At 53.4% G+C, this 20,381-nt stretch carries 15 protein-coding genes; 12 read left to right on the top strand and 3 right to left on the bottom strand.

The genetic code is table 11. From position 1 onward, the window contains the following. Nucleotides 1–80 precede the first annotated feature (80 nt). Nucleotides 81–1,574: a mannose-1-phosphate guanylyltransferase/mannose-6-phosphate isomerase gene (locus P3T42_RS13660; RefSeq protein ID WP_429306355.1), complete on the top strand. Its 1,494-nt coding sequence runs from the start codon at nucleotides 81–83 to the stop codon at nucleotides 1,572–1,574. A 353-nt stretch (nucleotides 1,575–1,927) separates the two neighbouring features. Next, a complete protein-coding gene (locus P3T42_RS13655; protein ID WP_429306354.1) occupies nucleotides 1,928–3,439 on the top strand; it encodes an acyltransferase family protein in 1,512 nt (503 codons plus the stop codon). A gap of 118 nt (nucleotides 3,440–3,557) precedes the next feature. Here P3T42_RS13655 and P3T42_RS13650 read toward each other — a convergent pair whose 3' ends face one another. Together P3T42_RS13650 and P3T42_RS13645 are read right to left on the bottom strand one after the other, a co-directional pair. After that, nucleotides 3,558–5,015 (bottom strand): glycosyltransferase family 39 protein, encoded by a 1,458-nt coding sequence (locus tag P3T42_RS13650; protein WP_429306353.1) that lies wholly within the window; start codon nucleotides 5,013–5,015, stop codon nucleotides 3,558–3,560. Nucleotides 5,016–5,189: 174 nt separating this feature from the next. Further along, complete coding sequence (locus P3T42_RS13645) at nucleotides 5,190–6,146, bottom strand: glycosyltransferase family 2 protein (protein ID WP_429306352.1); 957 nt, start codon at nucleotides 6,144–6,146, stop codon at nucleotides 5,190–5,192. 733 nt (nucleotides 6,147–6,879) lie between these two features. On the opposite strand from P3T42_RS13645, the gene P3T42_RS13640 reads away from it, so the two are divergent. The 6 genes from P3T42_RS13640 (at nucleotide 6,880) to P3T42_RS13615 (ending at nucleotide 13,445) form a co-directional block, all read left to right on the top strand. Next, nucleotides 6,880–8,052 (top strand): hypothetical protein, encoded by a 1,173-nt coding sequence (locus P3T42_RS13640; protein ID WP_429306351.1) that lies wholly within the window; start codon nucleotides 6,880–6,882, stop codon nucleotides 8,050–8,052. 2 nt (nucleotides 8,053–8,054) lie between these two features. Next, nucleotides 8,055–9,461 (top strand): MBOAT family O-acyltransferase, encoded by a 1,407-nt coding sequence (locus P3T42_RS13635; RefSeq protein ID WP_429306350.1) that lies wholly within the window; start codon nucleotides 8,055–8,057, stop codon nucleotides 9,459–9,461. Nucleotides 9,462–9,778: 317 nt separating this feature from the next. Continuing rightward, complete coding sequence (locus tag P3T42_RS13630; protein WP_429306349.1) at nucleotides 9,779–11,158, top strand: hypothetical protein; 1,380 nt, start codon at nucleotides 9,779–9,781, stop codon at nucleotides 11,156–11,158. A gap of 38 nt (nucleotides 11,159–11,196) precedes the next feature. Beyond that, nucleotides 11,197–12,348 (top strand): glycosyltransferase family 2 protein, encoded by a 1,152-nt coding sequence (locus tag P3T42_RS13625; protein ID WP_429306348.1) that lies wholly within the window; start codon nucleotides 11,197–11,199, stop codon nucleotides 12,346–12,348. 10 nt (nucleotides 12,349–12,358) lie between these two features. Continuing rightward, a complete protein-coding gene (locus tag P3T42_RS13620; protein ID WP_429306347.1) occupies nucleotides 12,359–12,760 on the top strand; it encodes a GtrA family protein in 402 nt (133 codons plus the stop codon). After that, nucleotides 12,738–13,445 (top strand): methyltransferase domain-containing protein, encoded by a 708-nt coding sequence (locus P3T42_RS13615; protein WP_429306346.1) that lies wholly within the window; start codon nucleotides 12,738–12,740, stop codon nucleotides 13,443–13,445. The genes P3T42_RS13620 and P3T42_RS13615 overlap by 23 nt, the downstream gene beginning before the upstream one ends. Nucleotides 13,446–13,594: 149 nt before the next feature. Here the strand turns inward: P3T42_RS13615 and P3T42_RS13610 are convergent, their stop codons facing one another. Then, nucleotides 13,595–14,440, bottom strand: coding sequence for a sulfotransferase family 2 domain-containing protein (locus tag P3T42_RS13610; RefSeq protein WP_429306345.1), 846 nt, complete (start codon nucleotides 14,438–14,440; stop codon nucleotides 13,595–13,597). 749 nt (nucleotides 14,441–15,189) lie between these two features. Here P3T42_RS13610 and P3T42_RS13605 point away from each other — a divergent pair. From P3T42_RS13605 to P3T42_RS13590, 4 genes are all read left to right on the top strand, one after another. Continuing rightward, entirely contained in the window at nucleotides 15,190–16,194 is a 1,005-nt protein-coding gene (locus tag P3T42_RS13605) for a glycosyltransferase family 2 protein (protein ID WP_429306344.1), read from the top strand. A 173-nt stretch (nucleotides 16,195–16,367) separates the two neighbouring features. Continuing rightward, nucleotides 16,368–18,401, top strand: coding sequence for a hypothetical protein (locus P3T42_RS13600; protein WP_429306343.1), 2,034 nt, complete (start codon nucleotides 16,368–16,370; stop codon nucleotides 18,399–18,401). A gap of 170 nt (nucleotides 18,402–18,571) precedes the next feature. Next, nucleotides 18,572–19,420, top strand: coding sequence for a glycosyltransferase family 2 protein (locus P3T42_RS13595; protein ID WP_429306342.1), 849 nt, complete (start codon nucleotides 18,572–18,574; stop codon nucleotides 19,418–19,420). Continuing rightward, entirely contained in the window at nucleotides 19,417–20,373 is a 957-nt protein-coding gene (locus tag P3T42_RS13590; protein ID WP_429306341.1) for a UDP-glucose 4-epimerase family protein, read from the top strand. Before P3T42_RS13595 ends, P3T42_RS13590 begins: the two co-directional genes overlap by 4 nt. The last annotated feature ends 8 nt before the right edge of the window (nucleotides 20,374–20,381 follow it).

The following is a 20,381-nucleotide window of genomic DNA, read 5'->3' as shown; positions in this document are numbered from 1 at the left end:
TTCCCGAAATTTCTAGCGGGCAGCCAGGTTTCGATCTCGTGCGCTCATCTGTTGAACGCTGCCCCATTGCGAGGTGAAGCATGAAAGTTATCGAATCCACCGGGGCTTCAACGAAGCTCGTTCCCGTGATTATTTGCGGTGGTTCGGGTACGAGACTGTGGCCAGTCTCGCGCGAGGCATTCCCGAAGCCGTTCATGCGACTTTCGGATGGGCAAAGTCTGCTGCAAAAAGCGTATCTGCGTGCCTGTGCGCTACCGGGCGTCGACGAGGTCATGATCGTCACGAATCGGGATACCTACTTTCTCGTCAAGGACGATTGCGCCGAAGTGAAGGTCGACGGCGTCGAGCTCGGGTTTGTGCTCGAGCCCGCGCCCCGCAACACTGCGGCGGCGATCGCAGCCGCTACGCTGGTAGCGCGCGAGCGCCATGGCGCCGACGCGGTTCTGCTGGTCATGCCGGCTGATCAGTTGGTTGAGAAACTGGATACCTTTGTGACCGCAGCGACCCTTGCTGCGCAAGCCGCATCTGAGAAAGGCATCGTGGTGTTCGGCATCCAGCCGACGCGCCCGGAAACAGGATATGGATACATCGAAGTCGACGAGCGCGTGTCTGCGCCGACGGCGCTCGTACCCGTGAAGCAGTTCGTTGAGAAACCCGTGCTCGATGTGGCGAAGCGCTTTCTGGACGGCGGTCGCCATCTTTGGAATGCGGGCATGTTCTGCTTTCGGCCGGAGACGATGCTTGACGAACTGAACAATTGGGTGCCGGGGATGACCGATTGCGTCGCGAGCGCGTTGGCCGAGGGCACGCGCAGTGTCTCCAGTGGCAGCTACGTCGCTGAGTTGGGACTTGAGTCGTTTAAGCGTGTCGAGAACGTATCGATTGACTACGCGGTCATGGAGCGTTCGAAGAATGTATCGGTGGTGGCGTGTGACCTTGGGTGGAGCGATATCGGCTCGTGGAAGGCCGTCAGTGAACTGACGCCGCCGGATGCCCAGGGCAATCGGGTTGAAGGCACTGCGGCTCTGTACGAGGTGAATGACTGCTATATCCGCGGGCAAGGGCGGGTGATCGGTGCGATTGGCGTACGCGATCTGGTGATTGTCGATACGCCCGATGCCTTGCTTGTTGCGAGTCGTGACCGGGCGGAAGATGTGAAGCAGATCGTCGCGCAACTGAAACGTGACGGACACGAGAGTTGCGTGCTTCATCGCACGGTGCATCGTCCGTGGGGTACCTATACCGTGCTCGAAGAGGGGGAGCGCTTCAAGATGAAGCGGATCTTCGTGAAGCCGGGGGCGTCGCTGTCGCTGCAGATGCACCATCATCGCAGCGAGCATTGGATTGTCGTCCAGGGTTGCGCGGATGTTGTCTGTGACGATCAGGTGATGCAGTTGCAGCCGAACGAGTCTACGTATATTCCTGCTGGACGGAAGCATCGTCTGACCAATCCGGGCGTCGTTGATCTGATCTTGATCGAAGTCCAATGCGGCGAGTATCTTGGCGAAGACGATATCGTGCGTTTTGAGGATGTTTATGGGCGGTTGGGTGCGGCGGCGGTGGAACCGTCGTAATGGTCTGCATAGCAGGAATGCTTCCAACCGACGAGGGCTTGAGCTATACCGTCTCGGTGGCGCACAGATTGATTGCGCTGGCAGGACATACGTGGGATGGCCAACCCCACCGCCCTTCGGTTGGAACATTGGTACTTAGACCCCTGAGAGATCAACGTGCTGCGTTGTTGTTGCCTTCGGCAGATAGGTGACATCGACACCCCACTTTTGACTGACTTCCCCCCCGTGCCGACCGTTATAATTACTGCGGGCAAAACTGGCGAGGTAGTAAAACGGAAGTACTGGTTCGAGCGAATCGAAAACGGTTTGTTTCAGAAAGTCTGCTCCTCCACACACATATTCTTTGGCCTCGTATGTCACTTTGGACAAACAGTCGTTCCTTACGCGAGACGATTAACGGTTACGAAAATAATTACACGTTGATTCGAGCCTTTCTGGCTGCGAGTGTCATCTTTTATCATTCGTTTGGACTGACATTTGATACGCGCTATTCGGATCCGATAGATTTAATGTTGTTGCCGAATAATAGTCTGGGGCAACTGGCCGTCCAGTCATTCTTTTTCCTTAGTGGCCTTTTTGTCGCGCAGAGTTATTTCAAAGATCGCAACGTAATTCGGTTTGCGCTTCGCCGGATATTTCGCGTTTGGCCGGGGCTCTTCGTTTGCTTGATTATCACTGCGCTTCTTGCGTGTCTGTTCTCTTCGCCGAGTGATTTTCGTTTCGCTCCACTGTATGATGGATTTTACGACTATATAGTTAAAAATTCATGTTTTGACATAAATTGGTATATCAACGGCACTTTCGGAGATCACGCCTTATCGGCCATAAATGGGCCAATTCACACCCTGCCGCTAGAAATGAAGATGTATCTAATTCTGGGGGCGATGGGTGCCTTGGGGCTTTTGGCCAACTTTCGTCGCATCGCATTGATTAGTATAATTTTAATTATCGGCTGCTTTGCGACTCGTGTGTCTTTGCCCGGAGCGGATTTCTTTTTCCCGGCTCCTTATGCACATCGTGCCGCCGCAATGTTTTTCGCTGGCGTTTTAACGTTTTCACTTTCCCCGAAAATCTATCCAAAAATATGGCACGGAATAATACTCGGCACTCTGGCTGCGTTGTGCTCGGGGATTGCACAAGAAATTTTCTTTTTTATGGCCTTGATTTGGGCGATCGTGTATCTCGGTCAATTGCCATTGCTCGCTAGAATTGGGCGTCCGAAGCAGGATCTCAGCTACGGAATCTATATTTACGGGTGGCCGTGTCAGCAGTTTGTCACTTCGGTCACGTCAACCCATATTAATCCTTATCTTCTTACGATTCTGGCATTGCCAGTCGCATGTTTGTTCGCAGCTGCAAGTTGGCGCTTTGTCGAAAAGCCAGCCATTCTCCTAGGGCATCTGCTCCCGTCTATAATGCAGCGCTTACACGACAAGCAGCAACGTGCAACGCTTTCCCCTAGTCAGTCGGCCGCGACTAGGCTTGGCGTAATTCTTCTCGTACTCTTGATAGCTTGTTTTGTAATGAGGTCCGTGTCGACAACCCACGATCTCATCGCCGTGACGGAGTTACCCGTCCGCATTGTGGATTTCGGTCCGAAAGAGGGCAAGAGGGGGGCCTCTTTCAATGAGCAACCGGACGGCGCGTCCGCTATATGGATGACGGTCGATTCAACCCCACCCGACGGAACGGCGATCATATTTGCTGGGCACAAGCTGGATACGTCAATCGGCCCGAAAGTAGTGACGGCCAAAATTAGACCTGGTCTCTTGAGTGTTGCTGGCGAGAAAAGTTTATTTCTGGAGTATCGATCACTTAGCAAGATTGAACGCTCGAACGCAGTTGTGTTGAATCTTACGAACTAGCGATTAATTCGGGTTCAGGTTTCTTTAAGATTTAATAAATCAAATGCACTGCTATTTGCAAGCGATGCATTTGATTTGAGAAATAGGGTCGATTTTTAAAAAAAATCTCAATGAAAAATTATTTCTCCTTTGTTTGATTATCGCAAAATGATAACATCTCCGATGTAATGTCTATCCCCGTTTGGTCATTAAACTGAAGCGCTCTTTTAGGTTCGCGGCTGTTGCAAAACGCGTTTTTCATTGTGTCGACAGACGGCGATTCAACTACTGAGATCGTACTGTCTCGATAGACGACTCTCAGTGAACTTCCAGGTCCGTAAGAGAACGGATTAAACACTGGTGTCGTGCCGGTAATGAAAACACGGGTTCCTTTTTCAACAGGTCCCAGAGCCCGCTGTGCTGAAGATAACTGCGTGGTGTTCTTGAGTGCCAAGGTCTCATAGTAATTCACGATATCGTGATATCGGCCAGCAAGGACAGGCATGGCGAAAATTGCTATGCACACGGCGATTGCCGTAATTTTGCTAATTCGATTTCTGGAGTAAGTTGCGCCAATCGCCAAGGCCATAAAAAAATGTGGCGCGTACAAATACAACTCGTCTCTATGTTTTGGCAATAGTAGTGTAGGGCCAAGCATCGCGGCGAAGCCGAACAAACCTATCAAAAATAAATTGATCGATTTTTTTGTCGAGAATGCCAGTCCAGTCAATATCAGCGCAGTTATTGATATAGTCCAGAGTTGACCAAATAAATTGCTGTAAAAAAGGGTCGAAAGGTAAAATTGAAAATTTCCGGCAATAGATATCGGATTCAGGTTCAGGCTATACGGATTAGCGCTGTCGAGAGGTTTGTGCGCCTCGAGATATGCGTAACGAATAAAATAAACTATGAAGACCACAAGATATGGCGCAAGTTGCCTAACCGCATCGCGGAATTTCTGACGATCTGCGAGGAGGTTAATAAGCAATATAACGGCAATATTTCCCAGCGAAAATTCCTTAGTCCGTATCGACAGTGCAAAGATTAGCGCACCTAAAACGTCGAGAGCAAACGAACCGTTTCTTTTAACTGAAAGTTGCCTTACAAAAATTGCCGCAAGGCAAAGAGTCGCTCCTAGCACATCAAATACCGCCGCAGACCAAGTAAGACTGGTAAGGGATGATAGCCACGTCGCCGCTAACATCGCGGCTAAAAGCGCCCCAACTCGGGAAATATAGCGAGATCCAATTGCATAGAGAAATATGCAGTTAATGGTATGAAGCGCTAAAAAAGAAATACTAAACGCGGTGTGATTTAGAAAAAATATCTGGTAGATTATTTTAATGAACAGACCGCCGACCGGGCGGTCATTGTATATCATGTCCGGTAGAACGTGAAAATAGGTGCTCCACGGTGAAAATTGCGCTAACTCCAGCCAGTTCCAGTCGTCGAAGTAAAAGAATAGATGGCCAGTGATGAGCCAGCTGTTGTATAGCAGACAGGTTGCAACGATGCAGAAAAGCGCAAATATTTTGCCCTGCGATGTTTCGGACCAAAGAAGATTCTTCGGTGAGTTAAAGTTGATCTGCGTCGACACTTTCTCTCCGGATTTGATGGGGCGCAAGTTTATTTGGAATCAAGTTGAACCCGACTCCGGTCGATTGAATTTTCAATTTGGATTGTGTTGGTCAAAGTGATTGTAATTAACGATTTATCGTCGCAATATTGGTTTATAAAAAATAATTGTTGATTAAAGGTGCGACCGAATCATCTAGATTTCGTCTTCCTTTTCCATCGCCCGATATCGACGACGTATCAGGTAGACGGGGCGCTGCTTGGATTCAACATAAATTCGTCCGACGTATTCGCCGATGATGCCGATTCCTATAAGCTGTACGCCACCCAAAAACAAGACCGCAGTGATAATCGAGGCGTATCCGGGTACGACTATACCCAGGAGCATCGTCCGAGCAACTAGGTAACCAGCGTAGACCAGGGAGAGAAGAGCGACCGCCAGTCCCAGGTAGAACCAGACTCTAAGGGGAAGAGTCCCGAAACTAGTCAATCCTTCAAGCGCGAAGTTCCATAGTTTCCACGCTGAGAACTTGGTTTTCCCTGCCACCCTGGACTCACGAGCGTAAGTTACCGTTGCCGTCCTGTAACCAACCCAGGCGAATAGACCTTTCATAAATCTCCTGCTTTCGGGCATGAGTTTTATAGCCTCAACGACCTCTCGTGTAATAAGTCTAAAATCACCGACGTTCTCAGGGATTTTCACGTCGGATAGCTTATTGTGAAGTCGGTAAAATGCGGCCGCCGAAAATCTTTTCAGAAATGTGTCGCTGGCACGATCTACTCGCTTCGCCACGACGACGTCGTAGCCTTCTTGCCACTTCATAACGAGATCCGCTATGACCTCGGGCGGATCCTGTAAATCCGCATCAAATGGGATAACGATATCGCCTAACGCTTCATTAAGACCTGCCGTGAGCGCTGCTTCTTTGCCGAAGTTTCGCGAAAGATCGATGATGTGGATTTTGGAGTCGTGTCTGGCCGCCTCGATCAACTTGAGTAAGGTATCGTCCTTGCTTCCATCGTTCACGCAGACTATTTCGTAATCCACTGATTCGATTGCCTCGAGCGCGAGGCGTACCCGCAGGAAGAATTGCTCGACGCTTTCCTCTTCGTTGTAGAAGGGTACGACCAAGGACAAGAGCGTTTTTTTCATTGCAATAAATTTTTCAAGTGATGCTTCCCGTGACCCTGCAGAGTGACTCCACGCATTGCAGGCATCTCTGGACGGGATCTGCGTCGAAGGTGTACAGGGCATAATTCGAAACATGAATTGTGCTGCGGCGTACCATTGGCTTTGCGACCCGCCGTGCGGGCGGGCAAAAAATCACTGGCAGGACGCTGTTTTTGCGTACGTGAAATCATGCCCGAAGGCCGCAGCAACGGCTAGTGGGGTTACGGCTCAATCTTTTTTTTAACTGTGTCGCTCGTGCGGCGCAGTTTTGGCGCGCGTAAGCTTGCCGCAAGTTAGCGCCCGTTTCAAGAACGGAAAGAAAGATCCGCTCGGGGATGTCCTGCTTCGCCTGCTTTCGCCGAGGCTGTTAGTGTCCCATTTGCGGTCCATGGGTCTGACTGTTCCTAAGCTAGAGCTTGCTCTGTACAATGCAAGGCTTTATGGGCGATTCTAGGCGTCCTGCGAAGCCTTTGCGTCCATGACCGTCTGGCAATCTCTCTGTTGACGGTGCCACGCCGTCGGTTGGCGCGACTGACATCGCGACGATTCGGGGGAGCGGTAGCCAGCGAGTTGGTGGAAGTGTTTGTGGGTGCCGACTGTCCTCGTCGTCTATGCGTGCCTAGGCGCGTCGTCGAAGGGCGAGTTTAGGGAGCATCGCGTGGATTCCCAAGTTGATTGTCGGCTTGCGAATAGCCCGCTTAACAGGTGAGATTTTATGCCCGAGACGGCAATCGATTACAAAAAACGAGAAGAGCAGCAACTGGTAGGCAAGTTCAACGGCCTACAATTGGTGTGCCATCTAGCGTGGCCGCTTGCTGTTGCAATTTTCCTTCTCATCGCTATGAATTTCATAATATTCAGGCTTTGTAATTACTATTACTGGGTTAAGCCGGATTCGACGATGGGGACCGCGGAGCAAGGAGAGGGCCTAGTATCCCATCAAATTGTTCCCGGTGCAAAGAATGTAATCGTTATAGGCGACTCGCGAGTTAGTGAGGGCTTTTCTGCTGTTAACGCGAATCTCTCAAGCGGTCGGCGGGACGTGAACTTTGTACAGGCGGGAATGCCCGGTACAGAGCCGCGCGTTTGGTATTATTTTTTACGGAAAATCGATCCGAATCTCAATAAATTTTCCGCCATTGTTTTAATGGCTCCTAGGTTCGATGACGATCATCAGGCTTACGACGCTGCTGCGCGGACAGATGACCTGACCTATTTGCAGCCATTGACGACCTACAAAGACGCTTTTGACGTTGCTTTAAGCTACCCAGGGCTCGACGATAAGATTCATGCGCTCGCAGGCATGCTGCTGCCTATTGCTACCGCGCGGCTTGATTTACTCGATTTTGCTGCAGCTCCAAGGAAGCGAAGGTTTGACGCGAGGCTTTGGCATGACCATTTCTATGAGTGGTCGTTGGGGTACAAGGGGGCTTCTGGGCATGTGCCGGACGTGCGCCGCGATGAACTTGCTTCTTTTGATTTTGCCGGAGCAGGGTTGCCGCCGGTCAAAGTAGTGGCGATGCAAGGCTATGTGCAGCACGTGCTGGGTAAGCAGCCAGTGATATCCGCGAATCAGGTTACGCAATACCGCTTGAGGTGGTACGGGGCTATCGCTGACGAGTACGGGCGAGTCGGCATACCAGTCTTTGTGTTTCAGGCGCCTAGAGGGCCGTACGAGCAATTTCTGTCGGATTCGGACACCGGCGGTGGTGCTTTGCGAGAGCTTGCGGCTAATGGAAAGTTGACCCTCCTTGATCCCAGCCCCATTGACGCTTTGGAGCAGCCGAAGTATTTCTTCGATTCTTTGCACGTAAATGAGACCGGTCGTGAGTTACTTACTCCAATACTCGCACATCTCGTTACCCAAAAACTTCCTGTGGGCCGGTAGAGATGCTTTTCAATTCTTTCGAGTACTGGATATTTTTCGCGGTTGTAGTAGTGCTGCTTGCATTTTTTAAGCCGAACGCGAGACGTATAATTGTCGTTGGTGCAAGCTACATCTTTTATTCGTTTTGGGATCCTCGCCTTTGCATCCTGTTGTTCGCCTCAACGCTCGCCAATTTCTACCTTGGTATCGCGATTGACGATGCGGCGGAGTCTCGACGCAAGGCTCTGGTTACTTGCGCGATTGTGTTGAATCTTGCAGTTCTGGGGTTTTTCAAATATTTTGATTTTTTTGCAGATTCATTGAGTACCCTATTGGGTCTCCAAGGACATCCTTGGGCGCTCAGCATTGTGTTGCCCGTGGGAATTAGCTTCTTCACGTTCGAAGGCATCGCATATTGCTGCGACGTTTACCGGAAGGATGTGCCCGCTGTAAGGAGTCCAGTTGATTTTGCGCTCTTCATTTCTTTTTTTCCGCATCTGGTAGCTGGGCCAATCATTCGCCCGGAGAATTTTTTCCCCCAGATTCGGCAGCAATCAGGGTTGACTTTGGTAGACGTCAAATGGGGTTTTTGCCAGATACTTAAGGGTCTATTAAAAAAAGTAGTCTTCGCCGACTTCTTCGCTGTTGTCGCCGATGGATATTTCAATGACCCGAGAAGCGGAGCTGTCGGCCCTGCGGTAGGTATCGTGGCGTTCGCGATGCAGATTTACTTCGATTTCTCCGGTTACACGGACATCGCACGCGGCTGCGCAGCCCTTCTGGGATTTCGGTTTCCCTCGAATTTTGAGCGACCGTATCTGGCGGCCAATATCGCGGACTTCTGGAGGCGTTGGCACATTTCGCTTTCGAACTGGTTGCGCGACTATCTGTACATCCCATTGGGAGGTAATCGGGTCGGACCGTTGCGCGTCTACGTCAACCTGATGATTGTGATGGCATTAGGCGGTCTATGGCACGGCGCGAGTTGGAACTTCATGGTGTGGGGTGTCGCGCATGGCACCATGCTGTGCATTCACCGCGTTTGGGGTCGCACGGTCGCACGTCGTATCTCTGTTCCCAGCCTGTTGCGCCCCCTGACTATAGTCCTCAGTACCACGCTGACGTTCCTTATGGTAGTCATTGCGTGGGTGCCGTTCCGTGCTACTGACTTCGCAACCACTTCGACTATCCTCCAGCAGGTCGTAACGAAAAATGTGCTTAGCACGGCAGGTGCAAGCAGCGAGTATTGGTGGTTGCTTGGTATCAGCGCCGCTTGGTGTGCCCTAGACACACACCGCCGTTTGCAAAACTGGATGGTGGAGCGGATGCCTTATGCACTGGTGGGCGTGCCGATCGCATTCGGTTTGGTCGCGCTTCAACTGCTCGGGCAGTTCGGTGTCGAAATTCCCTTCATCTACTTCAAGTTCTAACATCGTGGCCAGCGCAAGGACGGATGCGGGGCGACTGCTCCCTGCGGCAGCGCGCTCGGTTGCTGGAATCCTATCTTGACGGGCCGTAGCGTGGCTGCGGACAGGATGCTGCGCAGTGCAGGATAGCTCGGTGCGGCTGAAAAAATGAACCTCTCCAGCTTCTCGGCCCGCGTATAATCGCGCGGCGCTGGTCAACAGATTTCGTGCGGCAGGCGGCATCTGTTATCGCCGCCGAAGGGGACGACGACAACGGGAATGGCTGTTCCGAAGTGATCCACTTTCGTGCATCGTTAAACTAACCATTACCGACATCCGTTATGGCTCTTGGCCTCGATGCAACACAACTTCGCCGGCGTATCGATCTGTCAATTGCACTTTCGCTAATTGGCTTGTTGGCTGTGTATGCGTGTACATTTCCGGTGATCGGTTACGATAGCTGGGCGTATCATCTACCATTTTCTTCGTACCTGTTTAATATCGGTGGCGGGAAGGGCACATTTGAGCTTTGCGCTGCGATCGCGAATCGCTATCGAGGATTTCCAATGCTTTCCGAGTTCACTCAGGGACTCATGTGGAAGCTAACTGGCACTATTCGATCAGTCGTGGTCCCACAATTGCTAGTGCTTGCTGGGTTTGTCATTCTCGTGCAGCGCCGATTAGCGGTTTCGCCTGTACTTATGCTCATGGCGTGCTGCATGAGTCCGTTGCTTATAATACACGCGGTTGCGTCGTACAACGATTTGCTAGCAGGACTTTTGCTCTCGTGTGGCCTGGTTCTCATCGTTGAAGTGTTGGCCGAAAAGAAGAATGTTGCGGCAGGATCGTGGCTTCTGCTTGGTTGTGTGTTTGCAGCAGCCTCAATGACTAAATTTCAATCCACGCTGGTTGCTTCGGTCATTATGGTGATCTTCGCGATCGCCTTGTTTCTTCAGGGGCGTCTAACGTGGAGTTGCCTTTTTTGGATTTTTGCGATTGGCGTTGCTGTAAACGCTTGGGAAATACGCAATCTATTGGTCCACAGCAACCCGTTTTATCCAATAACTGTCGAATTGGCCGGCAAAACGCTATTTTCTGGCCCAGAACAGAATTATGTTGTTCGGCCGGAGTACGGTCCCCACATTGGGTCATTTTATTTTATAACATCAATCACTGAGTTTGATTGGATCAAGCGCGGCGTGGTGCCAGCCTATAGTCTCGAGATGGGCGCTGGTGATATCTCGCGTATGTTTGGGCAGAGCAGGACAGGTGGATTTGGCCAAGCCTATGTTATTGCAACTTTCGCATGTTTGATCGCGCAAACTCTCGGGTGGCGCCGTATCGACAGAACACAGCGCACGTTACTCGGTCTTTCGATCGTTCTTTTGATAATTACTTCATTCATGCCGCAGTCGCATGAATTGAGATATTGGCTTTATCTGCCGCTAATCTTGAACGTCAGTACAATTCGCTTTATTTCGATGCACGGCATCGGGGTTGTGGGAAATTTATTAATAATTGCCCCTTTTGTTGTAATGGCCTTGGCTTCTTCATGGGGCTACGTTTGGGATTCTAGGTATATGTCGGCGAGTGTGCCCGATTCATATGTCAACAGCGGTCCGGCTGAGAAGATTGTTGGTTATTCTGAATATATTGATTTTCGTAATTCCCGCGCCGTAACCGACCAAAATACCAGGCTGGTTTGTCGGAAAAGCTCGTAGATTCGTTGGAAGTGGATTAAATTAAACGGCTGGTGAGAATGGAATTAACCATATTAATGCCCTGTCTAAACGAAATTGAGACGCTGGCAACATGTATAAAGAAAGCCAAAGCATTTCTGGCGCGTTGTGGTATCGATGGAGAAGTGCTCATCGCCGACAATGGGAGCAGTGACGGCTCGATTGATCTCGCTTCCAGTTGCGGTGCCCGAGTTGTGCACGTGCCTGTCCGTGGCTACGGCGCCGCGCTGCTACATGGAATAAAAGCGGCTAACGGCAAGTATGTGATTATGGGTGATTCTGACGATAGCTATGATTTCGCGAATCTAGACGTGTTCGTGGAGCAACTGCGCAATGGCTTCGATCTGGTCATGGGCAATCGATTCAAAGGTGGGATCGCGAATGGAGCGATGCCATTTCTACACAAGTATCTAGGTAATCCCGTTCTCAGCTTCATTGGCAGGTTATTTTTTTCCATACCAGTCGGCGATTTTCACTGTGGACTCCGAGGGTTTAACCGCGAGCGCTTTGTAGCTCTTGGTTTGACCACGACAGGCATGGAGTTCGCTAGCGAGATGATCGTCAGAGCCGCGCTGTCGGGTTTCGCGATTTGCGAGGTACCGACCACGTTATCTAAGGATGGGCGCTCAAGACCTCCCCATCTGAGAACTTGGCGTGATGGCTGGCGGCACCTGCGCTTTCTGCTCATGTTTAGTCCGCGATGGCTGTTCTTTTACCCGGGTGTTGCGTTTCTTGTGTTCGGGTCCCTTGTCACCTTCGCAGCATTACCTGGTCCAATCGAGGTGGCGCCCGGCGTTGCACTCGACGTGCACAGTGTTGTGGCCGGGTGCATGACCATGCTGATCGGTGCCCAATGCTTGTCTTTTGCGATTGTTGCCCGACGCTACGCTGCTTTTCGAGGATTTTTACCGGAAACGTATTCCTTTGAGAAAGTAACCTCAGCTTTTACCCTTGAGAGAGCACTTATCTTCGCCGCTCTGTTGATCGTCGGTGGTGTAGTTGGCGTCGGATTTTGCCTGTTGTCGTGGTGGCGAGTCGGATTGGGGCAACTCCCGTATGGAAACTTGGTCAGAACTTTGGTGACCTCGGGAACCGCCATTGCGATTGGTCTCCAAATCGCATTTACGAGTTTCCTGTCAGAAGTCTTGGAAATTGAATCTGCACCCAAGTGACACGTGTACTATGCGCTCGACTGTCCATCCGTTGGCTCGCTTTCTTTTGGTCGGAACGTCGAGTGCCATTTGCTATTTCCTGATCATGCTGTTGCTGCAGAAAGCATTCGCACTTGCCCCTTGGGCTGCTAGCGGGGGCGCCTACTCGTTGACTTTTGGCGTGACATACTTGCTTCAGCGCGGATGGACATTCGGAAGCTCGGCTGCGCACAACCGGGCACTCCCTAGATATGCGGCTGTGCAATTGAGTTTGTTAGTGCTGACAACGCTTGCTGTACGGGGGGTTTCTTTCGAATTTCCGGGTGTATCGCCCCTCCCGATTTCACTGCTTGCAACGATTTTTGCGGCAGGAATGAGTTTCATCATTTCGTCAAAATGGGTTTTCGGCAATGTTTCGAAAGATACCAAATAGCCAGTACAACGTCGCAGCGCCCGATAGTCTACCTGTGCGCGTGGCTACATATCAGCGCCGAAGGATGTTCTCACGGTTTCTGAGCGCGTTGCGCCCTGCCTTGGCTGAGTCTATTCTCGACGTGGGCGCGACCAGCGATGATACTTATGAATCGTCCAACTACCTCGTTGCGTGGTACGCACATAAGGACAGACTCACTGCGTTAGGTATAGACGACGCATCATTTATTGAAAAAAAATTCCCCGGTACTCGATTTGTGCGGGGTAATGGCTTGAATTTGCCATTCGATGATCAAGCGTTCGATTATGTTCATTCTTCAGCGGTTATCGAGCACGTTGGTGATAAATTAAACCAGAAAAAGCTGATCGCGGAGTGCGCGAGGGTTAGTAGGGTTGGATTTTTTATGACTACTCCTAACCGCTGGTTTCCTATTGAGTTTCATACAACCATTCCGCTGCTTCACTGGCTACCCAAGAAACTTTTCCGGGCCATTCTCCGAAAGATAGGAATGGGATTTTTCGCTCAGGAGTCAAATTTAAACTTGCTCAGTCGCAGTGAGCTAAAAGTATTGGCTAGCGAGTTGGTTGATTTTGATGTCCGGGTCGAAACGGTCAGTCTCGGACTTTGGCCCAGCAACCTATTGTTGATCGGCCACCGCAAGCAGTCCCACAGGGTAGGCCACTGATCTGACGGATTGGCGTTGATTACACACGCGCATCTTGTTGACGGATCCTACTATCTGAGCCCATGGCTTCGCGTGGTGTCCCGGTCTCGCGACCGGCGAGGTCAGGCGCTGCCAACCCCCGCAACGCAGATGCGTCGGGGTGGGGTGCATTATGTGCGCGGCCAGAGCGCCTGTACAACACGGCGTGGAAAACTTTTGGCCGTCGCGGCTGGACGGTCGGCCTCTTGCCTCGATGTGTGGGCTGAGAACATCTTTTCGGCTTCTTTGTACAGCAACATGTCGAGCGAATTGTGCTCTAGTAATTCACGGTAGAGAGACGGTCCGAGTTGGTTTTCGACAAGAGAAAGCCGTTCGCCGAGCGTTGCCCGTCGATCAGTCCTGAAATTTTGCACAGTGAATGCGAGTTCGAGTTCGCCGAAATGCGGCCGGACCAACTCCTGAACGCCTCTGAGCGCCTTGTCGAACGATTCGACAAGGCCAAAAAAAGGGAGAGCCTTCAGATGAGCCAAAGCTTGCAGGTAGTCTTCGTGCGTCGCGCGCGCTTCGCGCATGTCGTGTTGGGTAGCTGCCAGATGTGTCACGTGAAAGTTCCGGCAAACGGCAGTGGCTCCGCGGTCGACTACCCACTGTGCAAACTCGCTGATACCACCGTTGCGTGCGATGTTCGCGCTTGGGCTCAGATCGTGTTCCGGCTGACGACGCTCAAACTCGTACACGGATGCGAAGCGGTCAATCGGATGGCGCACGAATAGAATTGGGAGAAATGTGATATCCGGATGTTTCGGTAGGGGCAATCGTGCCTGATGGCTAGAAATTACGCGCAAGCGGGGGTTGGCGAGGGCGTATTCCAGCATTTGCTCACTGCTCACAGTCGACCAAGGGTATGGGCCCTCTATATGACCGTGGGCGTCGTCTGGGAAATTTCTGCTGAGGATGCTGTCGATGGTCGTGCCAGCGTTCTTGAACAGGTGGTAGTGAATGATTACTGAGCGCATTTTCGCCAATTTGCAAAATATATTCAGGCCGATCTGTTACCCTGCTTCGTGGTCCAGATCAACCCGTTGCAAACGATTCCCACGCTTGGGACTCGTATTTCTATACAGATCAAACGATTGGCTCGGGCAGGTCGGTATCTTGCTTCGATGAAAACGCGCCGAACGGTTATTGTGCCGAATTGATGAAAGGCACTTATCGTTCGATTGATCGCGTGTTCGAATGCTTACCATGAGCGAGTGGCCAGGGCCTCATCTGATCGAGGGTTGCATTTTTCCAGTAAATGCCCAACGTGGTAAGCCAGCTTTGCCTTACCTGGGTTTGCGAATCTGAGTGCGAACGTCCGCGCTGGATCGCCTTCGTCGCCAATCGCTTTTCATCAGATTTGACGGCTTGCCGCAGCCTAACGAAGCGTTACGTGCCCATGTATCGCGGCTCTAGCGCCCGCAGCTAGCACCCATCCGCTTCCTGCCTCATCCGGCCGCAATTATACCGAACCTATTTGACCACCGCCGTTCGGAAGAAATTGTCATGTCGTTGGCTCGGCCAGGTTGATGAGATCAGGAGCCGGCGATGCTGGAGTGCCCTTCGAGCGCACGCCACTTGCGAACGATTGTCGATGCCTGTGGGCGATGTCTGTGCCAGATTTCGCCCGGATTCCTCCCTTTCTACTCGCCAGCGTTCGTTTCAAGTGCGCGGACATGTATCATCTCGGCTTTGATGATTTGGCAGTTTTCGCGCGCGAAGCTTGATGAACTGGGGCGTGAACGTCAAGCGCCTTGGCGAGGCTAGCAGACAGGCAGAGGAAAAAGTGGATCAAAGAGTTTCGGTCATCGTGCCGTGCTACAACGAAGCAAGCACAATCGGACAGGTAATTTCCGATTTCCAGCGCTATCTTCCGGACGCGGAAATTTACGTGTTCGATAACAACTCGACCGATGGAACGGCGGAAGTTGCGCGGGAAGCGGGGGCTCTGGTTCGCTCTGTGGCCCTTCAGGGCAAGGGTAATGTGATCCATCGGATGTTTGGCGACGTAGAGGCGGACGTTTATGTGATGGTTGACGGCGACGACACGTATGACGCGAGTGTTGCACCCAAGTTGATCGAGACGCTGCTCAATGACGGCCTTGATATGGTGGTCGGCTGCCGCGTGTCCGACGAGGCCGCTGCTTACCGGCCAGGACACAGGTTCGGTAACGCTATGCTGACCGGCTTTGCAGCCTCTATTTTTGGACGTGCATTCCGCGACATGCTATCTGGATATCGGGTTTTTTCCCGCCGATACGTGAAGTCGTTTCCTGCACATGCAGCGGGTTTTGAAACCGAGACTGAATTGGCAGTGCACGCGCTTGAATTGCGTATGCCGGTCGCTGAGGTTGACACATATTATGGTAGTCGGCCCGAAGGATCGGTAAGTAAGCTGAACACCTATAGGGATGGTTTCAGAATCCTAATGACGATTATCAAGCTGTTTAAGCTGGAACGTCCTTTGGCATTCTTCTCTATTTGCTTTGCAGCAAGCTTGATATTGTCGATTGCCTTGGCAATTCCGATTTTCGGGACCTACTTCAAGACGGGTCTGGTACCGCGTCTGCCGACCGCTTTGTTGTGCGCAGCGCTTTCGCTCCTAGGTTTCCTGTTCCTGATCTGTGGGCTCGTCCTTGACACCGTGACGAAGGGCCGGCTTGAAGCGAAGCGTTTCGCGTACCTTGCAATACCGGGGCCGTCCGCTGCTCCGCGCAAGAATAGATGTTGAAATTCTTGTCACCTTTGCGTAGTGGGGATGATCAGCTTCTCCATCTCTGCGAACGGACGATTTGCGGGTTCTATCGGTAGCCACTGTAACCACTCACCACTGATCGCGCTTGAAAGCTGACGTTACGACGCTAGCCTATGGTCTTTCGGTGCATTACTGCTTGCTTTTTCGACATGGAAACGTACGAGTCCGACCAATCCCGCTCAACGATCATTGGACTTCTTGCAAGCGTATTGTTCAGCGGGATCATCGCGTGGACCTTCCTCGGCTTGGTGCGATACGCAATCGTCGCGCCGCCGAGCTTCGATGGCGCGATGAATCTCAATACCGCTGCGTCGTTCCTGCACGGCCACGGTTACGGATTCTTCTACGACCGCTTCTTCCCGTTTCCCGCGCAGACCGACGGGCCATTTATCTTGCCCGCCACCATTGCGTTCTGGCTGGGCGGGATCACGCCGTTCACGAGTCAGGTCGTCAACCTTGTCTATATCGCGGCACTGATTTGCGTGATGGTGGTTCTGCTCCGCCGTGTCGGTGCCCCGCTGTGGCTCGCGCTGTTCGGTGTGATGGTCTGCGTGGCGACGCCCGGATTTGTCGAATATTCGATGAACGGCTATGGCGAGGTACCGGTGATGGTCTGGTTCCTTGCGGCGCTTGCCGTTCTGGCCTCAGCCGAATCGCACAAGAACCTCAGCCTCGCGAGACTGTTTTCTGTTGGGCTGTTGTTCGGGATGGCTTATCTCACGAAGGTCGTAGCGCTTGTTTGCGTTGCCCCGGCGATAGTTGTCCTTGGTTGCACATTGCTTGCGCAACCCAACAAGTTTCGGCGTCTAGGGTTTCTGTGCGCCGGCTTCGCAGTGCCCGTTTTTGCTTGGGAAATCTTTCGGTTGGTCGAGGTAGGCAGTGTCCGTGACTACGTCCATTGGTGGTGGTTTCAATTGGCTCAGATTCGTGCGCAGTCCGGTGCGAATCGAACGGATGCAGCAGAAGGATTTTTGAGCAAGGGTGTACATCACCTGTCCATTCTTGCCGACCTGACAGGTGTAGCAGCCCCATGGCTTGCGATCGGTATCGTCGTGCCGATCGTCATTGGTGCCATCCTGGCGCGCGACCGCAGAAGGAGCGCCAATGCGCGTCTGGTGCTGTGGTCGCTCGTCGCGGTGACCGGCCTGTACTTCTATTGGTGGCTGTTCATGAGTCCGACTGCGATGACGTGGTTGCGCCGAATCCTCGATGGCTTCCTGTTGCTGCAGTGCCTGACTGTGGGGGTTCTTGCTGCCGTTTGGCTGCGCCCGCGGGAAGCGTCTGAGCCATCGATTGGTAAAGCGAAGATACTGCGCCCGGTGATGTTGCTTGCGCTAATCCCCGTTGTCATATGTCAATTGCAACTCGTCCGCAGTGGTCAATCGATCACGCATCCTCCTCAGTCGCCGAGCTATGCATTGGATATGTACCGGGTCGCCGATAAGGTGCGCTCACTTCCGCAGGATGCAACGATCTTTGGCACTGCTTGGTGGCAGGCACCGGTGGTATCGCTGTTTTCGCAGCGTCAATTCATGAATATCGATCACTGGCTCGCCCCCAAGGTCAACGCGCTTGGGGACAAATACTTTGTCACTGACATGTACACCGAGGGGATAAGCCAGTCGTCGATTCATGCCGTCCTCGACAGATCGACGTATCACACGCTTCTAAAGCTGAACGGCGGATCGTTGTACAAGCTGGATTCCGTCCAGTCTTATGCCCCGTTCACGGCGGAAGACAGCAATCCGGCCGATCTCGCGAGCGGATTTGATTTTGCACGCGAGGACTATCCGCATAGACGAGGTATCTTCGAGAGGGAAAGCAATCGAGACGCGTGGGTGAGCGTCGACGCTGCAGTAATGCTGAGGCGTTCAAACGAGAATGTCTTGCGGATGACGTTCGAGGTGCCGCGCGAACTCGTCAAAGGCCTCGCTCCGAAGGCCGCTTTGCTGCATGTGACTAGCCCGGGTTGCCTGGACCAAGCGTTGCCGCTGAACAAGGTTGGCGTACGGACCGTCTCTTTGCCTTTGACCTGCCAAGGTTTGCCGATGGCACAGCCTTTCCAGGTTAATCTGAGCGTTGACGACCACGTTCCTTTGATTCCGCAAATTGACGCGGACAACCGCCTGAGATCGTTCAAACTCCGCTCGATGGAGTTGGTGGAGACCCCAGCTAAGCCCTGAACAAAGGCTCGCAAGTCCATGCCGCCTCCCCGTTTACGAGGGTGTTTCCCCCCGTAACAAAACGAAAGCCAGGTTGCCGACCCCCCCCAATTTGAGCAAAATCGGGGTTCCGTCGCGGGCCATACAGATGTAAGTGTCGCGAAGACCAAAGACGACACCCACTTACGAACATGACAGCTACAAACGCGCCGCGCCCTGAGAGCGATAACTTGTCCGTGTCCGTGGTCGTCTACCGGCCGGACCTGGCGCTCCTCACTCGCACGTTGTCGAGTCTGGAGGCCGCATGCAACGCGTTGCGCGTCAACAGTCCTGCTTTCGCGGTCACCCTTTACCTGGTCGACAACGGCGGACTGCCGCCGGACATCTCCGCAGACCTGAACACCCTGCAGGAGCGAGGCATTCCCACGGTCCTCATCAGCGGCCACGGCAACGTCGGCTATGGACGCGGTCATAACCTCGCCATCGAACGGTCTGCGAGCCGCTATCACCTCGTCCTGAACCCCGATATCGATCTCGACGGCGACGCCCTGGTGAACGCCCTCGATTTCTTCGCCCAACATCCCGAGGCCGGTCTGTTGACGCCGCGCATCGGCGACGACGAAGGGCGTTTGCAATACCTCTGCCGCCGCTATCCGACGCTGCTCGATCTGTTCGTCAGGGGCTTCATGCCGGGCAGCATCAGACGACTGTTCACGCGACGGCTCTCGCGCTACGAAATGCGCGACGTCATCAACGACCGCGACATCGTCTGGGACCCGCCCATCGTGAGCGGCTGCTTCATGCTGTTCCGCACGGATTTGCTCAAAGGGCTCGCCGGCTTCGATCCGCGCTACTTCCTTTACTTCGAAGACTACGACCTGAGCCTACGCACGCATGAGCACGCCCGCGTGGTTTACACGCCGGACGTGCGGGTGCTCCACCACGGCGGCGGCGCCGCGCGCAAAGGCTCGACGCACATCCAGATGTTCGTCGCGTCCGCGTTCAAGTTCTTCAACCGGTTCGGCTGGAAGTGGCTATGAGTCAGGTTCTCGTCACCGGCGCCAACGGCTTCGTCGGACGCGCCCTGTGCGGCGCGCTGTTGCAGGGCGGTCATCAAGTGACCGGCTTGATCCGTCAGCCCGGCGGCTGTCCGACAGGAACCCAGGAATGGGTGCACACGGGGCAGAATTTCGCGGGCCTCACCGAGGCCTGGCCTGACGCACTTCAGGCTGACTGCGTCGTGCACCTCGCGGCGCGTGTCCACGTCATGCAGGACGCGGCTGCGAACCCGCTTGCCGAATTCCGCGCGACGAATGTCGACGGCGCCCTGCGGGTTGCCGAGGCCGCGCGCGCAAAAGGCGTGCGACGCATGGTCTTTGTCAGCAGCATCAAGGCCATGGCGGAGGCCGACGCCGGCCGCCCACTGCGCGAGGACGCGCAGCCGCAGCCGCAGGACCCCTATGGCCAGTCGAAGCACGAAGCCGAGCAGGTGCTGGTGCAATATGGCAACGCCTTTGGGCTCGAGATCGTGATCGTCCGCCCGCCGCTCGTGTATGGCCCCGACGTGCGCGCCAATTTTCTGCGTCTGATGACGGCCCTTTCCAAAGGCTTACCGTTGCCGCTCGGTGCTGTTCGCGCGAAGCGCAGTCTTGTCTACGTGGACAATCTGGCCGATGCGTTGGTGCATTGTGTGACCGCGCCCCAGGCGGCGGGCCAGTCTTTCCACGTCGCGGACGGCGAGGATCTGACCGTCGCGGAGCTGGCTCGCTCACTGGCGAGGCATCTGCAGGCGCCGGCTCGCCTGGTGCCGGTGCCGGCGAGCTGGTTGCGCCTGGCGGGCAGCCTGACCGGCCGTTCTGCCCAGGTGGATCGTCTGATCGGCAGCTTGCAGGTCGATACGAGCCGCATTCGCACGGTGCTCGGCTGGCAGCCTCCCTATACAACCGACCAGGGGCTGGCCGCGACCGCCCGCTGGTATCGAGCCACGCACTGAGGTCGTCC

Source organism: Paraburkholderia sp. GAS38 (assembly GCF_050434965.1).
Lineage (GTDB): Bacteria > Pseudomonadota > Gammaproteobacteria > Burkholderiales > Burkholderiaceae > Paraburkholderia > Paraburkholderia phenazinium_A.
This window is presented reverse-complemented; position numbering and strand designations above follow the sequence as displayed.

What these genes read in the sequence shown, in the direction of transcription:
- P3T42_RS13630 (WP_429306349.1), top strand. Translation starts at nt 9,779, where the DNA reads ATGGCTCTTGGCCTCGATGCAACACAACTTCGCCGGCGTATCGATCTG.
- P3T42_RS13625 (WP_429306348.1), top strand. Translation starts at nt 11,197, where the DNA reads ATGGAATTAACCATATTAATGCCCTGTCTAAACGAAATTGAGACGCTG.
- P3T42_RS13600 (WP_429306343.1), top strand. Translation starts at nt 16,368, where the DNA reads ATGGAAACGTACGAGTCCGACCAATCCCGCTCAACGATCATTGGACTT.
- P3T42_RS13620 (WP_429306347.1), top strand. Translation starts at nt 12,359, where the DNA reads ATGCGCTCGACTGTCCATCCGTTGGCTCGCTTTCTTTTGGTCGGAACG.
- P3T42_RS13590 (WP_429306341.1), top strand. Translation starts at nt 19,417, where the DNA reads ATGAGTCAGGTTCTCGTCACCGGCGCCAACGGCTTCGTCGGACGCGCC.
- P3T42_RS13610 (WP_429306345.1), bottom strand. Translation starts at nt 14,440, where the DNA reads ATGCGCTCAGTAATCATTCACTACCACCTGTTCAAGAACGCTGGCACG.
- P3T42_RS13645 (WP_429306352.1), bottom strand. Translation starts at nt 6,146, where the DNA reads ATGAAAAAAACGCTCTTGTCCTTGGTCGTACCCTTCTACAACGAAGAG.
- P3T42_RS13595 (WP_429306342.1), top strand. Translation starts at nt 18,572, where the DNA reads ATGACAGCTACAAACGCGCCGCGCCCTGAGAGCGATAACTTGTCCGTG.
- P3T42_RS13605 (WP_429306344.1), top strand. Translation starts at nt 15,190, where the DNA reads ATGAACTGGGGCGTGAACGTCAAGCGCCTTGGCGAGGCTAGCAGACAG.
- P3T42_RS13635 (WP_429306350.1), top strand. Translation starts at nt 8,055, where the DNA reads ATGCTTTTCAATTCTTTCGAGTACTGGATATTTTTCGCGGTTGTAGTA.
- P3T42_RS13615 (WP_429306346.1), top strand. Translation starts at nt 12,738, where the DNA reads ATGTTTCGAAAGATACCAAATAGCCAGTACAACGTCGCAGCGCCCGAT.
- P3T42_RS13655 (WP_429306354.1), top strand. Translation starts at nt 1,928, where the DNA reads ATGTCACTTTGGACAAACAGTCGTTCCTTACGCGAGACGATTAACGGT.
- P3T42_RS13660 (WP_429306355.1), top strand. Translation starts at nt 81, where the DNA reads ATGAAAGTTATCGAATCCACCGGGGCTTCAACGAAGCTCGTTCCCGTG.
- P3T42_RS13640 (WP_429306351.1), top strand. Translation starts at nt 6,880, where the DNA reads ATGCCCGAGACGGCAATCGATTACAAAAAACGAGAAGAGCAGCAACTG.